This window comes from Streptomyces sp. NPDC058307, from assembly GCF_042880295.1.
GTDB lineage: Bacteria > Actinomycetota > Actinomycetes > Streptomycetales > Streptomycetaceae > Streptomyces.
Map to the genome: position 1 here is coordinate 21,770 of NZ_JBHVYZ010000038.1, position 17,706 is coordinate 39,475.

Annotated in this window: 12 protein-coding genes and 6 pseudogenes; 11 read left to right on the forward strand and 7 right to left on the reverse strand. The window is 70.2% G+C overall.

From position 1 onward, the window contains the following. The first annotated feature begins 164 nt into the window (after positions 1-164). Genes ACFVYN_RS25400 through ACFVYN_RS25410 form a run of 3 tightly spaced genes read left to right on the forward strand, consistent with a single transcriptional unit; the run spans position 165 to position 2,355 of the window. Positions 165-1,100 carry a protein-ADP-ribose hydrolase gene (locus ACFVYN_RS25400; RefSeq protein WP_390002138.1) on the forward strand — a complete coding sequence of 312 codons (936 nt, stop codon included), beginning with the start codon at positions 165-167 and terminating at the stop codon, positions 1,098-1,100. Next, the gene (locus ACFVYN_RS25405; RefSeq protein ID WP_390002140.1) at positions 1,097-1,978 is read left to right on the forward strand and encodes an NAD-dependent protein deacetylase of SIR2 family; all 882 of its coding nucleotides are present in this window, start codon (positions 1,097-1,099) and stop codon (positions 1,976-1,978) included. Before ACFVYN_RS25400 ends, ACFVYN_RS25405 begins: the two co-directional genes overlap by 4 nt. Further along, positions 1,975-2,355 carry a nuclear transport factor 2 family protein gene (locus ACFVYN_RS25410; RefSeq protein WP_390002142.1) on the forward strand — a complete coding sequence of 127 codons (381 nt, stop codon included), beginning with the start codon at positions 1,975-1,977 and terminating at the stop codon, positions 2,353-2,355. The genes ACFVYN_RS25405 and ACFVYN_RS25410 overlap by 4 nt, the downstream gene beginning before the upstream one ends. A 25-nt stretch (positions 2,356-2,380) precedes the next feature. On the opposite strand, the gene ACFVYN_RS25415 is transcribed toward ACFVYN_RS25410, so the two are convergent. Then, complete coding sequence (locus ACFVYN_RS25415) at positions 2,381-3,043, reverse strand: Tn3 family transposase (RefSeq protein ID WP_390002144.1); 663 nt, start codon at positions 3,041-3,043, stop codon at positions 2,381-2,383. 70 nt (positions 3,044-3,113) lie between these two features. On the opposite strand from ACFVYN_RS25415, the pseudogene ACFVYN_RS25420 reads away from it, so the two are divergent. Further along, positions 3,114-3,264: pseudogene (locus ACFVYN_RS25420) on the forward strand (IS5/IS1182 family transposase); the annotation flags it as partial. Between the two features lie 103 nt (positions 3,265-3,367). Here the strand turns inward: ACFVYN_RS25420 and ACFVYN_RS25425 are convergent. Continuing rightward, positions 3,368-4,030, reverse strand: a complete 663-nt coding sequence (locus tag ACFVYN_RS25425) for an NAD(P)-dependent oxidoreductase (protein ID WP_390002146.1) — start codon at positions 4,028-4,030, stop codon at positions 3,368-3,370. 259 nt (positions 4,031-4,289) lie between these two features. Here ACFVYN_RS25425 and ACFVYN_RS25430 point away from each other — a divergent pair, with 259 nt between their 5' ends. Beyond that, on the forward strand, positions 4,290-4,907 hold the full coding sequence (locus tag ACFVYN_RS25430) for a TetR family transcriptional regulator (RefSeq protein ID WP_390002237.1): 618 nt from the start codon (positions 4,290-4,292) through the stop codon (positions 4,905-4,907). Positions 4,908-5,091: 184 nt separating this feature from the next. Continuing rightward, a pseudogene (locus tag ACFVYN_RS25435) lies at positions 5,092-5,850 on the forward strand (phosphotransferase enzyme family protein). 105 nt (positions 5,851-5,955) lie between these two features. Here the strand turns inward: ACFVYN_RS25435 and ACFVYN_RS25440 are convergent. After that, positions 5,956-6,198: pseudogene (locus tag ACFVYN_RS25440) on the reverse strand (hypothetical protein); the annotation flags it as partial. On the opposite strand from ACFVYN_RS25440, the pseudogene ACFVYN_RS25445 reads away from it, so the two are divergent. Then, a pseudogene (locus ACFVYN_RS25445) lies at positions 6,128-6,334 on the forward strand (transposase); the annotation flags it as partial. The pseudogenes ACFVYN_RS25440 and ACFVYN_RS25445 overlap by 71 nt on opposite strands. A 309-nt stretch (positions 6,335-6,643) precedes the next feature. Further along, positions 6,644-7,120: a hypothetical protein gene (locus ACFVYN_RS25450; RefSeq protein ID WP_390002148.1), complete on the forward strand. Its 477-nt coding sequence runs from the start codon at positions 6,644-6,646 to the stop codon at positions 7,118-7,120. 86 nt (positions 7,121-7,206) lie between these two features. Here ACFVYN_RS25450 and ACFVYN_RS25455 read toward each other — a convergent pair. After that, positions 7,207-7,733 (reverse strand): annotated as a pseudogene (locus tag ACFVYN_RS25455) (transposase); the annotation flags it as partial. Positions 7,734-8,160: 427 nt separating this feature from the next. Here ACFVYN_RS25455 and ACFVYN_RS25460 point away from each other — a divergent pair. Beyond that, positions 8,161-9,450 (forward strand): FAD-dependent monooxygenase, encoded by a 1,290-nt coding sequence (locus ACFVYN_RS25460; RefSeq protein WP_390002150.1) that lies wholly within the window; start codon positions 8,161-8,163, stop codon positions 9,448-9,450. A gap of 233 nt (positions 9,451-9,683) precedes the next feature. Here ACFVYN_RS25460 and ACFVYN_RS25465 read toward each other — a convergent pair. Then, positions 9,684-10,248, reverse strand: a pseudogene (locus tag ACFVYN_RS25465) (dihydrofolate reductase family protein). Between the two features lie 285 nt (positions 10,249-10,533). Between ACFVYN_RS25465 and ACFVYN_RS25470 the strand changes: the two are divergent. After that, positions 10,534-14,439 carry an XRE family transcriptional regulator gene (locus ACFVYN_RS25470; RefSeq protein WP_390002152.1) on the forward strand — a complete coding sequence of 1,302 codons (3,906 nt, stop codon included), beginning with the start codon at positions 10,534-10,536 and terminating at the stop codon, positions 14,437-14,439. A 106-nt stretch (positions 14,440-14,545) separates the two neighbouring features. Here ACFVYN_RS25470 and ACFVYN_RS25475 read toward each other — a convergent pair whose 3' ends face one another. Beyond that, complete coding sequence (locus tag ACFVYN_RS25475) at positions 14,546-15,001, reverse strand: hypothetical protein (RefSeq protein ID WP_390002154.1); 456 nt, start codon at positions 14,999-15,001, stop codon at positions 14,546-14,548. Between the two features lie 133 nt (positions 15,002-15,134). Further along, entirely contained in the window at positions 15,135-16,037 is a 903-nt protein-coding gene (locus ACFVYN_RS25480) for a hypothetical protein (protein ID WP_390002156.1), read from the reverse strand. 82 nt (positions 16,038-16,119) lie between these two features. On the opposite strand from ACFVYN_RS25480, the gene ACFVYN_RS25485 reads away from it, so the two are divergent. Then, positions 16,120-16,380 carry a hypothetical protein gene (locus tag ACFVYN_RS25485; protein ID WP_390002158.1) on the forward strand — a complete coding sequence of 87 codons (261 nt, stop codon included), beginning with the start codon at positions 16,120-16,122 and terminating at the stop codon, positions 16,378-16,380. The last annotated feature ends 1,326 nt before the right edge of the window (positions 16,381-17,706 follow it).

The following is a 17,706-nucleotide window of genomic DNA, read 5'->3' on the forward strand; positions in this document are numbered from 1 at the left end:
CGAGCACTGGGACGTCATCGCCCCGATCCCGGCCGAACTTCCGCACACCAACGGCCTGTTCTGACGATCCCTCCCTGGTCCGACGATCCCTCCCGGCCCGGTGCGGCCTCGCCCCCTTGCAGGCCGAAGCCGCACCGGCCCCTCCCTCACCACCTGGAATTCCCGTGCCCACTTCCACCCTCGAGCTCGCCGACTACCGCGCTGCGATCACCCTGGACGATCCGTTCCGGACCGCCGTCGGCCCCACCGTGCCCGCGCAGCCGGCCCACCTGGTCCGCGCTGCGCTGTCCTCGCTGAGCAAGGACCCGGCCACGGCGGCGGCGGGCTTGGGAGCGGGCGACGTTGACCGGCTCGATGACGCGACCGCCCGACGCCTGCTGCGCGCGCTGCTCACCGTTCGCCGCCCGGGCCCGCTTCCAGCGGACGTGTCCCAGGTGCTGGACGCCCTCCTGAGCAGTGAGCGCGCGGTCAAGACCGTGACGGACCCGGAGCGCCTTCCTTGCGTCGCCGAGGAATTCCCCGGCACGACCTACCCGGCCGCGGACCGTACGGTGCTGTGGCAGGGCGACATCACCACCCTTGGCGCGGACGCGATCGTGAACGCCGCCAACAGCGCGTTGCTCGGCTGCTTCGTCCCCCGGCACCCGTGCATCGACAACGCCATCCACAGCGCCGCGGGACCCCGCCTGCGCGACGACTGCCACGCGATCATGGCCCGGCAGGGCCACCCGGAACCGACCGGCACCGCGAAGATCACCCGCGGCTACCACCTGCCGACCCGCTACGTCCTGCACACCGTCGGCCCCATCGTCGACGGCCCCCTGCACACGACGCACGAGCGCCTCCTGGCCGCCTCCTACCGAGCCTGCCTCGACCTCGCCGCCGACATCGCGGACATCCGCACGGTGGCGTTCTGCTCCATCAGCACCGGCGTCTTCGGCTACCCCAAGCAGCCCGCGGCCCGCATCGCCCTGGACACGGTGGCCGACTGGATCGACGCCCGCCCCGGACGCCTGGATCGCGTGATCTTCAACGTGTTCGCGTCCGACGACCGCACCGCCTACCTCGACGCCCTGACCGAAGGGTCCGCGCCCCGATGAACCACCAGCCCCACACCCTTCAAGCCCAGGCCGACACGGTCCGCTCCTGGCTCGCCGAGGCCGACCGCGTGCTGATCACGGCCGGCGCCGGACTCAGCGCCGCGGCGGGCTACGACTACGCCGATGCCGACCGTTTCCAGGAACTCTTCCCCGCCCTGTACCGCCTCGGGCTGCGCTCCCGCTACCTTGTCGGCGTGCCCCTGCCGCCCGCCCTGTTGTGGGGCTACTGGGCGGTCCACATCGACGACATCCGTTACAGCCCCGCCCCCAACCCGCTCTACCAGCGGCTGCACACACTCGTCGGGGACAAGGACCACTGGGTGATGACCTCCAACGTGGACGCCCTCTTCGTCCGCAACGGCTTCGCGGCGGACCGGGTCTTCACCCCCCAGGGCGACTACGGCCGCTACCAGTGCACGACCCCCTGCACCCCCACCACCTGGGACAGCAAGCCCCTGGTCGACCGGCTCCTGTCCGCGTACGACGCGGACACCGGCGCCGTCACTGATCCCGACGCCCTGCCGACCTGCCCGAACTGCGGCGGCGAGGTCGAGATCAACGTCCGCATCGGCCCCGAGTTCATCGATGCCCCCTACCTCCCCGCGGCCCGGCGCCTGCAGGACTGGCTCAACGAGCCCCCCGCCGACACCCGGCTGCTGGTCCTGGAGTTCGGCGCCGGTTTCAACACCCCCGGCGTCATCCGCCACCCCGGCGAACATCTCACCCGCCACTTCCCCCAGGCTCGCCTCGTCCGTGTCAACCCCAACCACCCCGAGACCCCCGCCGACCTGGCCGGACGAGCCCTGTCTCTCCCGGTCGGCGCCGATCACTTGCTCGACGCGCTCAACGCGGCGCCCAACCCTACGGTGACCCCATGAACGATCCGGAGCAGAACAAGACAACGGCCAAGGCGTTCTACGACCTCATGTTCAACGAATGCCGCCCCGCCGAGGCCCTCGCCCTTTACGTCGGCGACACCTACATCCAGCACAACCCGCACGTCGGCGACGGCAAACAGGCCTTCATCGACTACTTCGAGCGCATGGCCGCCGAGTACCCCGGCAAACACGTCGAGTACAAACGCTCATTCGCCGAAGGCGACCACGTCATCCTCCACTGCCATCAGACCTGGCCCGACGAGGAGTACGCGGGCATCGACATCTTCCGCTTCGACCAGAACGGAAAGATCGTCGAACACTGGGACGTCCTCCAGGTCATTCCAGGCACCTCCAAAAACGACAACACCATGTTCTGACCGGGCCTCGGCCATTCCCACCGTTTTACGGTGCGTGACTGGGACTTGTACCGCTACAGCGACTGGGTTTCCTGGTGTCCTGTGTGGTGTTGCCCTGGGGCGTCGAGCAGTACGACGCCGCGCTGGTACCCGCAGCCTGACACCCCGCTGCAGTCGGCGGCCGACCCGTCTTCGTCGTACTCGACTGCGTCCGCGTCCCGCAGCGGGCGCAGTCCTGGCCGAGGCAGCCGGCCTTGATGTTGAACAGGTAGCGCCCCAGGAAGTTGATGTGCCGGTCCTTGAGCGGGGAGAGGCGGGCGGCGTCCTCGTCCTCGATGTCGTGGCCATCGGTGCGGAGCAGGGCGACGGCGGCGTCCAGACAGCGGGTGCCCATAGGACCACCGCATTGAGGACCAGGCCGAGGGCGGCGAACTGGTTCTCCTTGGTCCTCGCGGTATGCCTGGCGGATCTGGCCACGGACGCCGTGGCAGATCGCAGGGGCCAGGCGGTGGCGGCACTCGTGCACGGTCAGCTGCCGGTTCATCAGCGACCGGGTCGACCAGGGCGGGCAGGTGCATGGTCTTGTCCCTCCGGCCGTACTCGGCGAAAGCGGCCCCAGTGGGGCCGGGTGGCCCTCTCGGCCGAACATCCGCAGCAGGTCGTAGGCGGGACCCTGGTTGTTGATGAGCGACCCGGCGACGCGGAGCATGTCCTTCTCGAGGTTCACCTTGTTGCAGGCGATGGCCTCCAGCGGCCCGCACCCGGCGGCCGACGCCCGGCTTGCCTGGATGACGCACGCCCGTTGCCACGCAAGGGATTACGAACGGCTCCTCCAGCTCCGAGACCCTGATCACCTGGGCCGCCATCACCCTCATGACCAGGCGCCTCGCACGGAAGGGCGTCACCCCCGGCGGCCCGAGGCGCCCGCGACCGCCGTCGCCTGATCCCGCCCCGTCATTCCGCCGACTGCGGCGTGGCAGCCCCTCATCCGTCGGCAGATTGCGTGAGTGATGGTGGCCCGACGGAGCGTGGGTCAGCCTTTTGTGTTCCAGACGAGCGGTGCCTTGTGGATCCATGTGCCCTGCTCGACGGTGTCCAGGAGGAAGTCGGCGACGTCGGCGCGGCTGATGCGCGTGCCCGGTTTGTCGGTGCCTGCCTGGGCGGCCCGCAGCGGAGCGCCGGCCGGCTTGTTGGAGAGAGTGACGGGTCTGGCGAGGGTCCAGTCGGTGTCGGAGGCGCGGACGATCTGGTCGACGCCGTGGTGGTCGTCGTAGGCGGCCTTGAGGGTGGACCGTTTGATCAGGGCTCTGAACACCGGGTTGATCCGGGCCCAGTCGTCTCCGGCGCCCTGCGTGGACGTCACGACGATCCGGCGGATGTTCTGCTCGCCCATCACGGTGAGGGTGTCGCGGGTGACGTCGGTCATGAACATGGGCGGGCTGACGGGTTTGGCCCAGGGGTTCTCGGAGGCGCGGGAGTTGTTGAGTGCGCTGATGACCGCCTCGCTGCCCTGGGCTGCCTTGCGGATGTCGTCGATGTCGGCGGGCGTGCCCTGGACGAGCTCGACGCCGGCCGGGGCTTGGACGGCTTCGGGGTTGCGCACCAGTGCGCGGACGTAGTGTCCGCGCGCGGCGGCCCGCGCCAGGACGTGCCTCCCGAGGCGGCCGCTGCCGCCGAGGATGAACAGGTTGGTCATGGATGTCTCCTAAGGGAAAAGTCCGGTGTCCGGGATGGTGGTCGCGGATCGCTTCCGGGCGAGCCGGTCACCGTGTCCGCCCGGTTCCTGGCGGTCGGGTCACAAGCTGTACGGGCGGAAGTAGCGCCAGGCCACCAGGGCGGCCGGATCAGCAGGTTGCCCACTGCGCGTTTCTCACGCTGCCATTTATGGCACAGTGAGTCAAGCTTGGCTTGGTAAGACAACTTCAGCGCAAGGTAGCATCAGGCTCGTGGTGGACATGAACCCGGCGCCGACGGCCAACATCGCGGAGCGCAAGCGTCAGCTCGTACGCAACGAATTGGCCGAGGCCGCGGTGACGTTGCTGGCCGATCAGGGATTCGAGGAGACGACGGTCGACCAGATCGTGGCCGCCGTGGGGATGTCACGCCGCACGTTCTCCCGCTACTTCCAGTCCAAGGAAGACGTCGTCGTGCACATGCTCGCGGGAGCCGGCGCGCAGATGTGCGCGGAACTGCGCGCCCGCCCTGACGATGAGCCACCCGCCCTGGCGCTGCGCCACGCCCTGTCCGTGTTCACCTCCCTGTGCGACGCCGATCCGGACAAGCCGCTGCACGTGAGCAGGCTGATCCTGAACACGCCGGCCCTGCTGGCCCGGTTCCTGGAGCGGCAGTCGCAGTGCCAGGCCGAGATGGCCGGCATCCTCGCCCGACGAGCCGGAGTGAATCCCGACGCCGACCTGCGCCCCGCCCTCGCCGCCGGCGTCGCCCTCACCGCGTTCCAGACCGCGCTGCGCCGCTGGGTGGACAGCGACGGCGCCAAGGGCATGGACGAGCTGGTCGACCAGGCTTTCGCGATGATCACCCCGGCGCTCGACCTCAGCACAGACCCGAACTGAACCTGCCCGCGGCCCGGCAGACAGCGATCCCACTGCCAAGGCCGAGCGCCTCCAGCCGCTGCGCTCGCAAGCCTGACGCGCCGGCACCAACCTGTGCCCGTCGTCTGATGCGCTCCTTAAATGAGGTGATCATGGCGAGCCGACCCGACACACTGATCCGGTGCAGCGCGATGAAGAGCAGCCGTTGTCCGGCGGCAACGTCAGTGAGGGTGTCGTTCGCGTCGGAGATACCGTCCGCCGACCGACCGGACCGTGGACTCCCGCAGTACACGCCCTGCTCACCCACCTGCACGACGTGGGGTACCGCGCGGCGCCTCGCCCATTGGGCATCGACGACCAAGGGCGCGAGGTCCTGACCTAGATGCCGGGTCACGTGGTCTGGCCCGACCGGTTCTCGCTATTGGAATCCGCTCGGCAACTGGCTCGCGTGGCACGGCTGATCCGCGAATTCCACGATGCCGTGAAGGACTTCACGCCACCACCCGACGCGGTCTGGCAGGTGCTGATCCCTGCTGAGGGCAGCGACATCATCGCTCATCATGATCTGGCCCCGTGGAACCTGGTCGCCGGAGACGGGGCTCAGTTTTCCTTCATTGACTGGGACACCGCAGGCCCCGGTTCCCGCCTGTGGGACGTCGCATACGCCATACGCGGGTTCGTCCCGCTGTCCGCGCATCCTGACTGGCAACACCCCGACGCGGCAGACCGACTGCGAGGCTTCGCAGACGCCTACGGCCTCGACGAAGCCGAACGCCGTCGGCTGGTCCCTCTGCTGGGGCGCCGTACACGTTCCATGCACGACTTCCTCCGCGACCAGGCCGCCCGGGGTGTCCAGCCTTGGGCAACACTGTGGAGCGAAGGTCATGGCGACGCCTGGCGAAGCGACGCGGAATACATCGAGCAACGCGAAGATCAGTGGGCGCGCGCCCTGCTCGCCGACTGAGGCACATCCGCCCCGCCCCGCCGCCGGCTGGGAGAACCGGAGCCGGGTCCCTGCGCCGGTTACTCCGTCGATCCGCTCGCGAATGAGATCAGCGTGACCGCTGTGACGTGCGCAATCCTCGATCATGTGCACGCTGATCCAGCGCAGGGAGACCCCTGATCGCCGACAAAACCCGCTTCCCGTTCGGACAGGTGACCGGAATCGTCCAGCGCTGCGTCGGCTCGTCAGCATGCGCGGGTGGGACGGGCCGTCCGTCCGGTGTCGTGTCCATCGGCAAACCATGTTGCCCGAGCGGCGGCGTGGGCATGGCGCGATGTACGACGGCCTCGACCAGGGCGCGATCGACATCGGCCGGCTGCGCTCGCTGCTGGCTGGCCTGCCGTTGCCCCGCTTCCCGGACGGACGGCTGGTGTCGGCGTTGGACGTCTCGCCGTGGCTGCGCTCGGACGCCCCGTGCTCGCCGGACCGGCTGTTCTGCCACGTCTAGGGCCGGGCGAAGACGGCCTCGCAGTAGAGTCCTGTCAGCCATCGAGCGGCGACAAGCGCACTGCCGTACCTGGAGTCCTCGGGCTCACCGAGCCTACGAATGACCGACGTGGACCCGCGCCAAAACGGTAGGACAAGCTTTTAGAGATGTCCCGGCTGCTACCGGCAGCAGCAGTAGTCAACGCGGTTCCGCTTCGGTGATGTGTGATCGGCACGTGAACGAACGTCAGCGGTGTCTTCAGCGTCTCCGTAACGGTCGGCAAGGACCGACCGCGCGTGAAGCGCCGATCCGTACGAGGAGACGCCGATGGCCCAGACTCCGTGCCGCCGCCGCACCACGCTGCCTGCCCTCTGCCTGGCCCTCGTGGCCGCCGGAGCCGCCGGCTGCTCCGGGCCGGACATCCGCAGTGGTGTGCCCCCGCTGAAGCTGTGCGGGATCACGTTCTGGAGCGGCGCCGAGGGGATCGGCACGGTGTCTTTGAGCAGATCCACCCGGGGCATGCCCGCCGCTCCGGCCGCCTCTCAGCTTCCCGCCCGCACCGCCCGGCACGAGGGTGGTCCGCCGCCCCGCGTCGTTTCCGTCTCCGCCGACTGCTCCCACGGCCGTACGGTCGTCGTCTCTCCCGCCTCCTCCGTGCGGGTTCGCACGGTCGCCAAGGACGCCGTCGGCCGCGTTGTCGCGCTCTCCCTCGTCCCGGCGAAGCCAGGCACGTCGGTCGAGGTCCGCGTCTACGCCTACGACGGCACGCACCCGGCCGGTCAGGCCGCCACCGCCGTGCCCTGACCGACCGGGACCGCGCCGCGGCCGTCGAACGCGGCGCGGTGCTGCGTTCGGCATAGACCCAGGTGCGTGTTCTTCTGCTCTTCCTCTCACCAGATGCCGAGCATGGTCTGGTTCACGCCGTTGCCCTTGAGGCGGCAGTCCCGCAGGATCTTCCGGTTCTTGAGCCGGGACAGGGCGTGTTCCACGCCGGCCCGGGCCCGGCGATGGACGGCATTCTCCGCTGCTTGTCGCGGGCTGAGGTGCGTCTGGCCACGTCGTTTGCGGTGCGGGATGAGCAGGCCGGTGCCCTGGTAGCCGCCGTTGGCGATGGCCGGGGCGCTGCGGCAGGGTCGGTCGACGCCGGACTCGGTGAACGCCCGGCAGTCGTTGCGACTGCCGGGCAGCGGGGAGCCCCAACGCCACCACCAGGCGACTGTTGATGTCGATGACGACCTGCAGGTTGGTCGAGTGCCGGCAGTTCTTGCTGGAGGCGGCCATGCTGCGGTAGCGGGTGGGTACCAAGGTGCCGTCGACGATGTGGACGGTGTCCTTGCGCGGCCGGCGAGACGGCCAGCAGCGGGGCGAGGTGATCGAGAATGCGGTCGGCAGCCGATTCCGAGACCCCGAAGGGCGGTCGGTGCCGTTGTCACCGTCGGCCGGCTCGGCCAGGACACGTGCGCCGGTGAGCGGCTCGTCGCCGGGGAAGCTGCCCAGGATTTCGGCGTCCCGATCCGTGCCGAACGCCCCGGCCGCAGCTTCGGCGAAGGCGTCGGCCGCCCGGCAGTCGGCATCCGACTGGGCCACCTGTGCCCGGGCCGGTGGGGAGGTGGTGGTCGGCGGCTGGTGCACGTCGGCGCCGATCCGCAGGATGTCGGCCAGTGTCATCGCGGTTGCACCAGTTTGGGTTGGTATGAGTCTCGTCGGGGTGGGCGCTTCTCATCAAGGTCTGCCGAGACCGATGAGTTTTGAGCGGATCCGTGGTCGATACGGCTGGATACACCGACAGCGGTGGGCCTGTGCTGGGGACGTTCCGGTGCGGGAGGAAGCAGATGGAGGCTGTGATGAGCGTCGACGACGCCGAGCAGGAGCACACCGTCCGCACCGCCGGGCAGAAGATGCGGGGGAGCGGTCCCAGGGTGTTGGTGGCGGGGGCGAGCATCGCGGGGCCCGCGCTGGCCCACTGGCTGCGCCGGCGCGGGGCTGAGGTGACCGTGGTGGAGCGGGCTCCCGGGCTGCGTCCCGGCGGGCAGGCGGTGGACGCGCGCGGGGTCGCCAAGGAGGTCATCGGGCGCATGGGGCTGGACGCGGCGGTGCGCGCGGCGTGCACCGACACCGCCGGCGCGCACACAGTGGACGCGGACGGGCAGGTGCTGGAGACGTTCCGTGCCGAGGACGACGGTGGCGACGGGTTCATCGCGGACATCGAGATCCTGCGCGGGGACCTGTCCCAGGTGCTCTACGACGACACCCGCGACGGCGTCGAGTACATCTTCGGCGACCGAATCGCCGAGCTCGCCCAGGACTCGGACGGGGCCGACGTGGTCTTCGCGGGCGGCAACCGGCGGCGCTTCGACCTGGTGGTCGGGGCAGACGGGCTGCACTCGGAACTGCGGGCGATGGTCTTCGGTCCGCATGAGCGGTTCCTGCGCCACCTCGGGCAGGTGCTGGCCTTCTACAGCGTGCCCAACGAGTTCGGCCTGGACCGCTGGCTGCTGGAGTACCAGGATCAGGAGTCCGGGCGCTCCGCCCTCCTGCGGCCCATTCAGGACGCCACCCGGGCGATGGCCATGTTCTACGCCGCCTCGGCCGACTTCGACGTCGACCACCGTGACGTCGCGGCCCAAAAGCGCCTGCTGCGGGAGCGGATGGCGGGCCTGGGCTGGTTGACCCCGGACATCCTCGCGCACCTGGACGACACTCCGGACTTCTACCTCGACCAGGTCGCCCAGGTGGTGATGGACCGCTGGTCGAGTGGACGGGTGGGGTTGCTCGGGGACGCGGCGTTCAGCTCGTCGCCGATGTCCGGGCAGGGCACCGGGCTGGCCCTGGTCGGTGCCTACCTGCTGGCAGGGGAGCTGGCCGCTGCCGGATGGGACCCCGACGCCGGGTTCGCCCGTTACGAGGCCCGGATGCGCTCGTTCGTCGAGGCCAACCAGGAGATCGGCCGGTTGAACGCCCGCAGCCGCGACGTCCCCGGGCCGGACACCGAGCCGCTCCCGGATTTCGCCGGCGAATGGTTCACCGAGCTGGTCGGGCGCGCGATCAACGGCGTCGAGCTGCCCGACTACGCGGAGGTGCCGGACTGCGCAGCCCCTGCCGGATCGCCGATCCTCCCGCCGGCCGAGTCGTAGGTGTCTCATGACGTGTCGAGAAGGGGGCCACGCGTCGGTGCGACACCGCCGGACGACCTCCGCTCACGCCGGGTGGTGCGCGTTGGAGCGCCGGTCCGGCGGCCAGGCACGGTTCCGATGAGGCAGTGGTGGCTCGGGAAACTGACAAGACAGGCGAGATTCCACCGGGCGGGGTTTGCGAGGTTCTCTCACTTGCCTGGTCGGTGCTGACCTAAGGTGACGACACCAGCTGCTCAGCGTCTCGTCTCGTACCTGGTCAGGACCACGCCGCCGGGAAAGGTCCGCGTCTCCACGAGGTGCAGGTTCACCCAGCTGTCCAGCGCGGTGAAGAACGGTGTGCCGCTGCCCACCAGGACCGGATGAGCGACGATCGCGTACTCGTCGATCAGCCCGGCGCGCATGGCCGCCCCGGCGAGCGTGGCGCCGCCGATGTTCATCGGGCCGCCGTCCTCGGCCTTGAGCCGGGTGATCGGCGATCGCGTCGCCGGTGACCAGGCGGGTGTTCCAGTCGACCGTGTCGATAGTCGAGGAGAACACCACCTTCGGCGTGTCGCGCCAGTTCCGCGCGAACTCGACCTGCGCCGGGGTGGCGCCCGGCCGCTGGTCGCCGGTCGGCCAGTAGGAGCTCATCGCCTCCCACAGCTTGCGCCCATACAGCGACAGGCCACTCTCCTGCTCGTGGTCGAGCCACCACTGGAACAGCTCGTCGTTCGGCGGTCCGCTCCAGCCGATGTCGTCGCCGGCCGCGGCGATGTAGCCGTCCAGGGTCAGGTTCATGCCGTAGATCAGTTTCCGCATGGTGCAGCCTTCCGTCCGTGGGAGTCCTGCGTAGAGACCAGCGCGGCGCGGGAAACTCATCGGCGTGCGGGCGATCTGGGCTCGCGGGTAGCCCTCGAGCTCGGGCCTCGGCGCGGGTGGCGACGCGGCACGCCCTGCGGCCGTTGTTCCCGGGGCCGCGCCGACGTTCGGCGCGAGCTCGCTGTCAGCCTGTTCTCCGACTGGCGCGTAATGACTGTTTCCGAACGACCCACTCGGCCATGCTCCATGAGACAGATGTGGGCCCGGTGCATGAGGGGGACTTGGGTGCCGCGCAGAGAGCGTCCGCTGGACGTGGGGGAAAGTTCGCTGCTCAAGTTCGCCGCCGATCTGCGCCGACTGCGGCAGAAGGCGGGCAGCCCGACCTACCGGAACCTGGCCGAACGCGCCCACTACTCGGCGGCGACTCTTTCCGAGGCGGCCGCGGGGCGTCGACTGCCCACGCTGTCCGTCGCCGTGGCCTACGTCGAGGCATGCGACGGCGATGTACACCGGTGGAAGGAGCGGTGGCAGGAGGTCGCGGCCGAGCTGGCCGCCGCAGACAGCGAGGCGGAGGGAACCGACCGGGAAGGACCGGCCGACGGCACCGGCGAGGTCGTCCCGTACCGCGGGCTGGCGGCATTCGAAGCGCAGGACGCCGACTGGTTCTTCGGACGGGAGCGACTGGTCGACGCGGTGACGGCCCAGCTGGAGAAGAGCCGGTTCGTCGCGGTGTTCGGCGCCTCGGGGTCGGGCAAGTCCTCTCTACTGCGCGCGGGCGTCGTGCCGCGCTGGCAGACGGCACACAGCCGGCGGCGGACGGTGGTGCTCGTGCCCGGCGCGCACCCGTTGCGGACGAGCGCGGCCGCTCTGGTCCCGTCTGCCTCGCGTTCGGCCGAGACCCAGCACGTCGATCCCGCCGCCGGCGACCAGGCCCTGCACCGGGCGGTGCGGCAAGCACTGGCCGACCAGGGCGACGGCGCTGAGCTGCTGCTGGTCGTGGATCAGTTCGAGGAGGTCTTCACGCTGTGCCGGGAGGCCGACGAACGGTTGCAATTCATCCGGGCGTTGGTCGCGGCCGCGCACGCCGTGGACAGCCGTTGCCGGGTGGTGCTGGGCGTACGTGCCGATTTCTACCCGCACTGCACCCGTCACCCGGAACTGTCGCAGGCGTGCGGGGGCGCCCAGGTCGCCGTGGGTCCGCTGACCACCGACGAACTGCGCCGGGCGATCACCGGACCCGCCGTCCGTGCCGGGTGCACGCTGGAGGGAGCGCTGCTCGCGGAGCTGGTGGCCCACGCGCACGACCGGACAGGGGTCCTGCCTCTGCTGTCCCACGCCCTGTTGGAGACCTGGCGGCGCAGACGGGGCAACACGCTGACGTTGACGGGATTCCAGGCCGCAGGGGGAATCGAAGGCGCCCTGGCCCATACGGCCGAGAGCGTCTACACCGGTCTGACCGCGTCCCAACAGCGGGTCGCCAGGGGGGTGTTCCTGCGCCTGTGTGCGCTGGGGGAGGGCACCGAGGACACCAAACGCCGTATCACCCGCAACGAGCTGGACGGCACTGACCCCGACACCGCGGTGACCCTGGAACGGCTGGCCGCGGCACGACTGCTGTCCCTGGACCAGGACAGCGTCGAGATCAGCCATGAGGCACTGATCCGCTGCTGGCCCCGCCTGCGCGACTGGCTCGCCCAGGACCGCGACAGCGTGCGGGTCCACCGTCTGCTCACCGAAGCCGCCCAGACCTGGGCATCGGTCGGCCGGGACCACGAGGTCCTGCTCCGCGGATCGCGCCTGGCCCTGGTCGCCGAGTGGTCCGCCGGTGCCGCGCGAGACATCAGCGCTCTGGAGCGAGAGTTCCTCGACGCCTCCCGGGCCGCAGACCTCGCCGAGCAGGCCGTCGCCCGACGGCGGGTGCGGCGCATGCGCCGTCTGATCGCGCTGCTCAGCCTTCTGCTCACCCTGACGAGCATCGCCACGCTCGTCGCCGTGCGGGCCCAGCACAGAGCCGATCAGCAACGCGACATCGCCACCTCTCGGCGGGTCGCCGAGCAGGTCCGGGCGCTGCGGTCGGCCGAGCCCGCCCTGTCACTGCAGTTGTCGCTGGCCGCCTATCGGCTGGCGCCCACGGTCGAGGCTCGCAGTAGCCTGCTCAGCGCCTTCACCACCCCGTACGCCACCGAACTGGCCGGCCACCGGGGCGACGTGCCCGTCCTGTTCAGCCCTGACGGCCGTCTCCTGGCCACCGGCCACGCCGGGGGAGTACGGCTGTGGGACGCCACCCGCCCGCACCGGCCGCGGGCCGTCGGCACGGTGCCCGCTGTCCAGGGCAGTCCCGTCCTCACGGAGGCCACACGTGCCACGGCCTTCAGTCCGGACGGCCGTCTGCTCCTCGCCGGTGGTGGGCCCGGCGACCCGAAGGCAACCGGCGGGGCCGCCACGGTGCAGCTGTGGGACATCAGCGATCCCGGGCACCCTCGGCGGCTGTCGACCCGTCAGACCAGCGTCCCGCTCTCGGCGGCCTTCAGCCCGGACGGCCGTACCCTGGCGACCGTCGGACAGGACGGCGACCTGCGCCTGTGGTCCCCCTCCCGGCGGCACGGTCTACGGCCGATGACCGCTGTGCGTCTGGTGACCGGTGTGCCCGGAGGACACGTCACGGGCGTCGTCACGGGCATCGGCCGTCTGACGTCTGTCGCCTTCAGCCCGGACGGTCGTACGCTGGCCGCCGGGAGCACCGACCACACTGTCCGCCGGTGGGACGTCACCCGCCCTCGCCGTCCCCGACCGTTGCCGCCGCTGCGAGGGCACCGAGGCGTCGTCGCGTCCGTGGCCTTCAGTCCCGACGGTCACACCCTGGCGGCCGGCGGCTGGGACCGGACCGTACGTCTCTGGGCGGTCACCGACCGCCGGAGCGCTCCCCGGGCGGTCACCCTGAGCGGTCACACGGACAAGGTCTACGCGGTCGCCTTCAGCCCCGACGGGCACAGCCTCGCCTCGGGAGGTGTGGAAGGGGTGCGGCTGTGGAGCCTTTACGGTGCCGGCCGCCCCTATCAGGCGGAGTACCTGACGGGGCACAACGGGGCGGTGACGTCCGTGGCGTTCGCTCCGGACGGCTCCACCCTGGTCTCCGGCAGCCAGGACGGCACCGCACGGCTGTGGGACCTGGCCACTGACACCCTTGCCGCGCACAGCAGTTCGGTCTACGGGGTGGCGGTCGCCCCGCGGGGCGACGTGATGGCGTCGGCCAGCTATGACGGCACCGTCCGCCTGTGGTCGACAGCCCGCCCACGCGCCGTACGTGAACTGGCCTCCCTGCCCGGGCACACGGCCGCGGTCAACGCGCTCGCCTTCACCGCGGACGGCGAGACCCTGATCTCGGGGAGCCTGGACGGCACGGCCCGCCTGTGGTCCGTGACCGATCCGCGTCGGCCCCGCTTCCTGGCCGCTCTCCCGGCGCACGGCGCGGTCGACGCGGTCGCCCTCAGTCCCGACGGCCGGGTGGCGGTGACCGCCGACGACGAGGGCGCCCGTCTGTGGAACATCACCGACCCGCACCGCCCGCGCTCCCGGGCTCTGCTGCCCGGCACGGCGGAATCGCTGGCCTTCGCGCCGGACGGTCACAGCCTGGCCTGCGGAGGTGCGGACGGCGTCATCCGGCTGTGGGCGCTCACATCGTCCCTGCCGTCGCGGAGTCTGGGCACGCTCCGAGGGCACACCCAGGTCGTCAAATCCCTCGCGTTCAGCGGCGACGGCCGGGTGCTGGCCTCCGCGAGCGACGACCGCACGGCACGGGTGTGGCCCCTGGCCCATGGCCGGTTCCGGGGCCGGTCCACCGTTCTCACCGGGCATGCCGAGCCCTTGCACGCGGTGGGCTTCAGCCCCGACGGCCGGACCCTGGCGACCGCGGGCAACGACGACACGGTGCGCCTGTGGAAGGTACCGGCAGGGCGGCGGGCTTTCGAGGAGTTCGCGACGCTGACCGGCCACACCGGAGACGTCAACGCCGTCGCCTTCACCGCCGACGGTCGCACCGTGGCCACCGGCTCCAACGACCACACGGTGCGGCTGTGGGACCCCGACCCCGAGCGGGTCTCTGCACGCGTGTGCCGGACCGCCCGCCCGCACCTCACCCGCGGTCAGTGGCGCCAGCACCTCCCGGACGCGTCCTATCGGCCGCCGTGCTGATCGCCGATCGGCTGTGCGGGACGATCGCGGAGGCGTGCGGGAGGCCTGCGAGGTGCTGCGGGCCGCCTGCGAAGAGCGGCCCGCAGCACCTCGTCATGTCCGTCGCTTACAGGTTCGTCCACTTGTGGGAGGCGATGTTGTTGTTGATCGACTGGCCCGCTCCGGTGCCCGTCCCCGCGTCGAACGGGTACGGCGCGAGGTCGGGAATCGCGACACCGTTGTAAACGCCGCGCCGCGCGCCGGTGTAGTCCGGGCCGTAGTACACCCAGACGTCGTCCAGGCTCCCGGGGTACCCGTTGTTCCACAGCGAGGAAACCTGGTTGCGGCAGCTTCCCCAGTTCGCGGAGTTGCCGACGTAACCCGCGCAGTAGTTGTTGTAGTTGGTGTCGCGGTACAGGTGGAGGTTGCCGTCGGCCTGGACGCCCGCAGGCACGGCCGGGACGGCTGACGCGGAAGTGGTCCGGGAGGTGTCGGGGGCCGCGTGGGCGGTGACGGCGGGAAGGAGCCCTGTGCCCAGGGCGACGAGGGCCGTCCCGAGGACGAGCGAACGTGATACACGCATGGCGATGCCTTTCACGGATTATGTGACTCGGCCGCGAGGTACGGCCGTTCGGTTTCTTGGTGCGGTGGTGCGGTGGTGCCGGTGGTGCGGACGGTGCGCGGTGGTGCGTTCTCTTTACGTCCGCCCCGCCGGGTCAGCCCGTGCCGTCGATGACCTCGTCGGCACGGGGAAGGGCGCCCCGCTGAAGCCGCTGGGCGGCATCCAGCTCGGAGCGGTACTGGGAGCGAAGCCGGACGGTGTATGTCCGGTCCAACGCATGTGCCGTACGGGCCAGGCCGCTGTCGGCGGCACAGCGGGCTTCGGCCACGGCGAGACGGATCTCCTGCCGCTGTGCGAGCGCGGGTTCACCCGGCCCCGGCAGTGCCTCCTCCCGCAACTGAGCGGGGCTGACGTAGGGACGGCCGGCGGCGCGCATGCAACGAGCCCACTGCGTGACGGCCCGCCCGAAGGCCGGATCGGCCATGACGCGCTTGTGGCGTTCCTCCGGGAGCGAATCCTGCGTCACCTCGGCCTGGAACCAGGCCGCCAGATCGCCGTAGAGGACGCGGTCGGCCTCCGACTGGCAACCTTCGGTGCTGCGTCGCAGCACCATGCCGTCGAGCGTGCGAGCGGTGACGCCGTTCGGGTCCTGACCGTTGGCCGCACGCAACGCCTGCGCCCGGCGTTGTGGGGGCAGGGAGCGGAAGTACCGCTGGTTGACGTCCTTCTCGCGTATCCGGGCCATGTCGCGTTGGATGTCGCTGCCGTAGCCGTGTTTCCGGGCCCAGGCGACGTCGTCCACCACATAGGGGAACTCCCTGGCCTGCGGTACGGGATTCCGCGGTACAGGGTGATACGCGAAGCCGTGTTCCCGCATACAGGTGCGCAGCAAGAGCTGTTCCGCCTGGTACAGCCGGTTCCTCTCTTGAGCCGTGAGGTCCCGTGCGGCAGCGCCGGCGGGCTTTCCGGCGTCCGGTGGGCGTTGTTCCGCCGCGGCGATCACGGTCCCCGCGGCCACACAACCGAGCGCCACCGCGAGGAGCGTCCCGCGTTTCACCCTCCGCCTTGTCACGACGACCCCGCCCCCTTTCCAGACGGGCCCCGGTCGGTGCCCGCCGACCAAGGGATAGCGGTCTTGGTTGTTCGACGTCGGCCCGAGCGGGCTGAACAAACAGACTCTGAACAACGACTCGGGCTGTGCGGGTCCTGACCTGGTTTTGAACCCGGCTGCACCGGTCGGTGACGGCGCAGTACGGGAGGCCGCGCGTCATGAATTCGCGCGCCAGACCCAGTACCGCACCCAGGCGGAAGGCACGATCACCGCCCATCTGGCCCTGACACCGAACCAGAGCACCACCAGTCTCGGCGCAATTGCCCTCCCAGCTGTCCTCTCGGGCTGAAGATCACCAGTCACCCCGCCGTGGTGGACATTGGTCCCGTCCTGCGGTTGACCGCCTGGGTTCCGACCTCCCACCATCCGGGGGATGGCGTGTGCGGGTTTCGTAGCTCAGCGTTGACGTTGTCGCTGAGCTGCCAGGGCACATGGACCCGGCACGGTGCATGCGGGTGTACGGCAGGAGGAGCCGGTGGCTGGTCATGAGGGCTGTGCCGCCAGCGCGTTGTCGGTGGTGGCCGCGATACTGCTCGCGCGATGGTGTCTGGCGGGTCGGCGTGGCAGGCCGCGCACCGCCGCTGTATCCCGCCGAGTCACGCGCTGGACAGCGCCGAGGGACGCGCCATGCGCTCAGCGGGAGGTGTAGGAGGCCGAAGACCTCGTGCACGGCTACTGGCGCCGGCTCCGTCCCCTCTGCCTGTCCAAGCGTGATCACCATCAGCCTTGAGAATCGCAGATCGCGGCGGCGTGGAAGCTTGAAGCGGGGCGGGCGGCCGCCCGGCACACCGCCCACGGCGCCGACGGCCATCGGGCGGCGAACACGCGAGGAAATTCAGGATCGAGGCACTTCGTGAGGTGAAATGAGCGACGTGACAATGGCCTACAAGACTCATCGGCACACGGCGGGGTGAGTGCAGATCCGCTGTGACGACGGGCATCAGGCCCCCCGCATCGCGTGCTTGCATCGCGTGCCTGCTGCTACTCGGCAAGGGCGTCGAAGATGTAGTCATGCTCCGACAGGCCGTCCCGCTCGCAGCGGCGACGTGCAACTGGAATACCTCGGCCAGCCCGGCGCCGCCGGGCTCCTCCGTCAGTCTCGGTTCCAAGATTACGAACCAAGCTCGGTGTTCTCCATGTTCCCGCGGAACCTCCACCGACTCAGGGACCCGTCGAACACGGGTCTCGGACCCGCCGACATGTCAGAGCTCCCACGCAGAGATCGTCTACGAACCAGCGGGCTCCGAAAGACCCGCCACCGGCACCGCCGAGTGCCTCAAAAGGGGCCGTGCAAGCCAACGCGGAGCCAGTTCGCGGGCGACCGCCTCCACGGGCCGGCCGTCGCATGCGACACCCGCTGGTCTGGAAAGCCTCAACTCCGGTGTGCAGGACATTTATTGTTCTGCCTGCCCCCGCCAGTAGGCGAGGAGTTCCCTGGTGGCGAGGGTGTGGGGGTGATCGAGGCCTAGCACCCGTACCTTGTGCTCTAGCAATTCAGCCAGAGCGCTCGCAGCACTGGCGGCGTCTCCCGCTTCTCCCCGCCAGCGGGCGAGGTTGCCTCGAGTGATGAGGGTGTCGGGATGGTCTCTGCCCAGGACTCGTAGTTGGTCGGGCA

Bases quoted from the DNA above. Each gene is read 5' to 3' on its own strand.
- ACFVYN_RS25405 (WP_390002140.1), top strand. From the start codon at position 1,097: ATGAACCACCAGCCCCACACCCTTCAAGCCCAGGCCGACACGGTCCGC.
- ACFVYN_RS25410 (WP_390002142.1), top strand. From the start codon at position 1,975: ATGAACGATCCGGAGCAGAACAAGACAACGGCCAAGGCGTTCTACGAC.
- ACFVYN_RS25415 (WP_390002144.1), bottom strand. From the start codon at position 3,043: ATGCTCCGCGTCGCCGGGTCGCTCATCAACAACCAGGGTCCCGCCTAC.
- ACFVYN_RS25425 (WP_390002146.1), bottom strand. From the start codon at position 4,030: ATGACCAACCTGTTCATCCTCGGCGGCAGCGGCCGCCTCGGGAGGCAC.
- ACFVYN_RS25430 (WP_390002237.1), top strand. From the start codon at position 4,290: ATGAACCCGGCGCCGACGGCCAACATCGCGGAGCGCAAGCGTCAGCTC.
- ACFVYN_RS25450 (WP_390002148.1), top strand. From the start codon at position 6,644: ATGGCCCAGACTCCGTGCCGCCGCCGCACCACGCTGCCTGCCCTCTGC.
- ACFVYN_RS25460 (WP_390002150.1), top strand. From the start codon at position 8,161: ATGAGCGTCGACGACGCCGAGCAGGAGCACACCGTCCGCACCGCCGGG.
- ACFVYN_RS25475 (WP_390002154.1), bottom strand. From the start codon at position 15,001: ATGCGTGTATCACGTTCGCTCGTCCTCGGGACGGCCCTCGTCGCCCTG.